Origin of the sequence: Methylocucumis oryzae, from assembly GCF_000963695.1 — a bacterium.
Classification (GTDB): Bacteria; Pseudomonadota; Gammaproteobacteria; order Methylococcales; family Methylomonadaceae; genus Methylovulum; species Methylovulum oryzae.
Window position 1 is genome coordinate 1 of record NZ_LAJX01000151.1, and the last position, 4,805, is coordinate 4,805.

General features: G+C 44.9%; 4 protein-coding genes and 1 pseudogene. 1 reads left to right on the forward strand and 4 read right to left on the reverse strand.

Annotated elements, in window-relative coordinates:
- Positions 1-402: 402 nt before the first annotated feature.
- From VZ94_RS23220 to VZ94_RS23235, 4 genes and pseudogenes are all read right to left on the reverse strand, one after another.
- A pseudogene (locus VZ94_RS23220) lies at positions 403-1,008 on the reverse strand (M36 family metallopeptidase); the annotation flags it as partial.
- 17 nt (positions 1,009-1,025) lie between these two features.
- Positions 1,026-1,328 carry a PA domain-containing protein gene (locus VZ94_RS23225; RefSeq protein WP_052700576.1) on the reverse strand — a complete coding sequence of 101 codons (303 nt, stop codon included), beginning with the start codon at positions 1,326-1,328 and terminating at the stop codon, positions 1,026-1,028.
- The gene (locus VZ94_RS23230; RefSeq protein ID WP_052700577.1) at positions 1,322-1,570 is read right to left on the reverse strand and encodes a hypothetical protein; all 249 of its coding nucleotides are present in this window, start codon (positions 1,568-1,570) and stop codon (positions 1,322-1,324) included. Before VZ94_RS23230 ends, VZ94_RS23225 begins: the two co-directional genes overlap by 7 nt.
- A gap of 73 nt (positions 1,571-1,643) precedes the next feature.
- On the reverse strand, positions 1,644-3,071 hold the full coding sequence (locus tag VZ94_RS23235) for a M36 family metallopeptidase (protein WP_052700578.1): 1,428 nt from the start codon (positions 3,069-3,071) through the stop codon (positions 1,644-1,646).
- Positions 3,072-3,140: 69 nt separating this feature from the next.
- On the opposite strand from VZ94_RS23235, the gene VZ94_RS14640 reads away from it, so the two are divergent.
- Positions 3,141-4,613: a DUF4331 domain-containing protein gene (locus VZ94_RS14640; RefSeq protein ID WP_045779795.1), complete on the forward strand. Its 1,473-nt coding sequence runs from the start codon at positions 3,141-3,143 to the stop codon at positions 4,611-4,613.
- Positions 4,614-4,805: the final 192 nt, after the last annotated feature.

Consider the following 4,805-nt stretch of genomic DNA (forward strand, 5'->3'; position numbering starts at 1 on the left):
TTGCCCGCCAATCGGTCATATTCATTAAACGCGAACCACGACCACCGGCCAAAATTAAAGCAATCGTATTGCGCGTCAAGTGTTGAATGGACGGATCGGGGCTTAAGCTGTTTGACGCGGGCATATAAATCTCCTGTGAGCATTAAAATCAATGTGCGCTGGTTAAGCGACTTTTTATCGAGCGTATCGGGTGTCTGGTCAAGGTCAGTTAGTCTATACAAAAAGCTATGAGTAAGTAAAATCCATAAGGTAATGCCAAGACCTAACTTGAGAGCCTGCTAGGCTAGATACTATCACGATAGGTTTATTTTACTGTTTAGTTGCACATATTTCTGCCTAAATTTACATGGAAATAGTAATACTAGTTTTTACTCGCTCATATTGTTCAATAATTGCTAGCTACTACGGCAATTGAAAATCTTCTACTGCACCTAGATGATCTATTGAAAAACGCTTAGGTGCTTTGGCATTAACACCCATGCCTCGCTTGGCGAATGCACGCCAAAATGCGTTGTAATCCGACGTATCGCGCGCTTGGGCAACGGCTAATAAAGCATTGCGTGCTTCTATGAAGGTTGGATTTACTGGAGTCATTTTTAACGAGGCGACTAAATAATCCAACATTCGGTCACGGGCTTGTTCTGGATTTAAGCGGCTGCTGTCATTTAGTAATTGCGCATAGGCTTCCCATAACATGGTTGCCCATACTTCGCCGCTGTTATGCACTTCTGCGTTGAAATTGGCGGTAAATAATGTGGGAATATCGGAGGGTAATGCTACGCCATCGCTAATATGCTTAAATGTTAACGGATTAACACTCATATCCGTGGAATAAGGATAACGCCGTATGCCAAAGAAATAGTCTTTGGGCTGTGTAGCCGAGACATACTGCGCTACGGGATAAGCGCCGTTAAATTCGGTGTTATTCGCTCGTTGCTGGTCTTCTGGTCTAACCATCACTAACAAGGATAAGAAATCACTCCAGCCTTCGCCCATTGAGCCACCTTGATTATTGGCTAAACGTTTTAACTAAGCGTGTGCTTAAAAAAATGTCCCCATTCATGTACCACGATAGTATTGTCTAGTGCACTGTTGTAAGGCGGTAAGATGCGTCTTAATAAATTCGCAGTTAGCGTTGGTGTGCTAGTGAGTTGTTGTTTAATCGCATCGCCATGCGCTTTAGTGATACCTAAGGTTGGTATGGTAATCGCGTTATCGATTGCGGGATCACCGGTTCCGCCCATGTTAAGCATTTTTCCTGGTGCGTTGTTGACGATAACTGCGCCGATTGCGCCAGCATCTTGCGCGTTTTTAACTTTTTTCAGCAAAAAAAGCAGCTACCTCTATCAATAAGCGCAATTTTGCCGCTAACGGTATCGCTAACGGGCGTCTCGCAACCATCATTAGTCGGTTCTGTACCATCATCGATAATCGCGAGTGCTTGATTCTTCAGTTTAAAATCTTGTGGACCAAACGATGCTGTCGTCACAGGGTATTTTTTACGCTGGCCGTCACCCGTATTAATGGCTAGATGTTTAGCACCGTTATGCGACCATAAAAAAAGCTGCATTCGTGCAGGCGCACCATCGCAGGAGTGGCCATATTGGCGTTGTCAGTACCGCTAAAATCATTAATTTCGACTCTCATCCTATCGACTTCGGCCCCCCCCTACCATAGTTTTGGTCTTGACCATTACCGGCTTGCTCGTTAAAACCATGATCGTATAACCAATCGTGTAAAAAATTAGTGGTATAAAACGCTTGTACAATGACTGGATAAAGTTGGCCGGGGCGGTTATCGCTATCGTATTCGTTAAAATCATACGCGTAATCAAACGTATGGTCGGCACTTAACGGCGCTCTAAGATCATGAAGAGAAAAACCATCGCCTCGGCTAATATCCGCATACGCATCAACATTATTACCGACTGTTTGCACAGCGGTATCTGGTAACCAAGGATCACACGTGCTAATAGGGCCACAGCTTAATTGGATAAGGTTAGCGGCGATAGGTGTTGCAGCTTGTGTAGGGGCAATTTCAGGGAATGGCGTTAAATCATTGCCATAAGGGCTGTCATCAGGTAACGGTAAGGTCGCTTGTTCCGCCCAAACGCGATAACTGAATGGTTGATGGGCGTCATGCGCTGTTAAATCAGTGCGGGCGAGCAAGCGGCCATCTTGCGCCGATATGACATAGCTATACGCACTATCGCTATCCGTTTCATCCTGATCCGCTGTGGTAATTTCTAAATAATAGGCAGGCTCTAATCGCTCAGCTAGCGGGTAATACACTTTTTTGCCGCGTACAGCTTGGCTTAATTTAAATTTGAGCTTTGCCTGTGCTCTGTCGGTAAGAACATACCATTGATATTCGCCGCGTTGCTCGCTTAATTGTAATGCAGATGCTGCGAGTGCTTGGTCTGATAAATCTGCTAACGCTGAGCTAATCGCTTCAGGTAAGCTCAATTTAAAAGCTATATTGGCGACAGCGGTATTAATGTTTTGATGTGGTGCTAAATAGCCTGAAATGGCGGTTAAGGCGAGTTGTTTATCCATTAACACATTGATATGGCGCTCGAATACATCAATGCCGTTAATGACTTGAGCAAAGCGAACCAGTGTACTATCACCTAGCCGCTGCTGGTCTTGTAAGCGAGCTGAACTCAAACTTGCTGTCGTCAGGCGATATAGTTTGGCATAGTGCGCAATATGTCCGCGCGCAATGGCTTCTAAGTTGTTACTGGCTGATTTAGCGCTAGACAGGCTTGGATTCGCGCCGGGCTTTAACCATAAAAAATTGGGTACGCCTAGGGCAGGTTCTACGCTAATGCTGTGCGTATCAGCGATTAAGCGCTTATCAGATAGAAGTGATTTGGCGGTCGTTCTGCTTTGTTCGGCAAAAGCGCTGTAATTAGGTTTGGCCTGAATATTGAGGGATAGGCTTGATAACAGACTTAGCCCGATTAAAACTGGCGTCTTGATAAATGTTGGCATGGTCATAACATCCATTACCCATTTGGGTTGTTGTGATAAAAAAAGTTCGTAAATTTGCATCCATTTTTGTTTGTGCATCGTAAAGCTTAATGCAACTTCATAGAAGAGTATGAAGCGCATTTCTTCAACACTATAGAGAGCGATACGATGAAAACTATAAATACGTTATTAGCAGTAGCGATTACCGCTGCTTTACCTCAACTAAGCCAAGCCGCCAGTCATAGAGAAGCTCCAGCGATAGCATTAGATCCCGCCGCAGATATTACCGATGTTTATGCCTTCCGTAGCTGGGAAGACCCTAGCAAGATGGTGTTTATTATGAACGTGTTGCCTGGACAAGAACCCAGCTCTGGTCCTAATTATTTTAATTTTGCTGATGATGTCGCGTATGACTTTCACATTGATACCAATAAAGACGGTAAAGCCGATGACATTATTTACCGTATCCGGTTTAAAACCGATTTAAGAGCACCATTTACCGATTTACCCGTTGCCTATGGTGGCGTTGATACCGTACCGGGCTTGCCACCGGCGATTAATAGTCTAAAAGGTGATGGTGCTTTAGGTCTTGGTATGCGTCAAACCTATACCGTTACTCAAATCAAAGGTAAAGCACGCACGTATCTGAATAAAACCAAATCGGTTGCAGTACCTTCTAACATAGGGCCACGCACTATTCGCGATTATGAAGCGTTAACTGATAAAGGTATTTTTCCGCTAACTAACGGTGGTCGTGTGTTTGCCGGTCAACGTGATGAGTCATTTTATATCGATTTAGGCGCAACGTTTGATACATTAAATTTCCGTATGCCACCTATCTTAACAGCCGAACAAGATGCGAATGATTTTGTTAACCCGTTCGGTAACGACATGTTCTCAGGTTTTAATGTCAATACCATTGCGTTAGAAATTCCAATTAGTGAATTAACCAGCGATAGCGAAAACGGCATTTTAGGAATGTATGCGTCGACTAGCCGCCCGCAAAGCAAAACCTATAACAAAGACGGCACGGTAAAAGCAGAAGGTGCTTTTGTGCAAGTGTCGCGCATGGCGAATCCGTTAGTCAATGAAGTGATTATTGGTACCGGTAAAAAAGATTTGTGGAACGCGACCGAGCCAGAAGATGAAGCACAATTTCTGGATTTTTATTTAAATCCGCGTTTAGCGTCGTTAATTAATGCGGCGTTTGGCACTAGCTTTCAAACGACAAACCGAACTGACTTAGTCGCAGCGTTGCTAAAATATCCTGGTCAAGACCCTAGCTCATGCAGTAAAGCCAACCCATGTTCAGAATTATTAAGAGTTAATGTCGGCGTAGCACCTACCGCGCCAGAAGCTCAAAAACGCTTAACAGTATTTGCCGGTGATAATGCAGGTTTTCCTAATGGCCGCCGTCCTAATGATGATGTGACCGATTTAGGCTTGCGCGTGGTTGCCGGTGCTTTATTGGGTACGGTGCCGAATTTAGGCGATGGTGTTAATTTTAATATCGGCGCGCCTGGCGATAATGTGACGGCGAATGGTATTTACAAGGTCTTTCCATTTTTACCCACGCCTCACGATGGTCGTAACCGTAGACATATCGATTGCGGCGAAACCGATGCTAACCCTTGTAATTAAGGCTTAACGTTTGTACAAGGGCAGGGGAGTCATGTTGACTCTCTCGGCTACCAACTTAAGACGGGACAATACCAAGCCGGGACAGGGTGTTTAGAGCGCAGGTGTCGGCAGCAGGGATGCTGCCGCCAAGCCTACAGGGATGTATTTACGGCGTCCTCGGCAACTGCTCCTGCGTTGCTAAGCCACATGGAT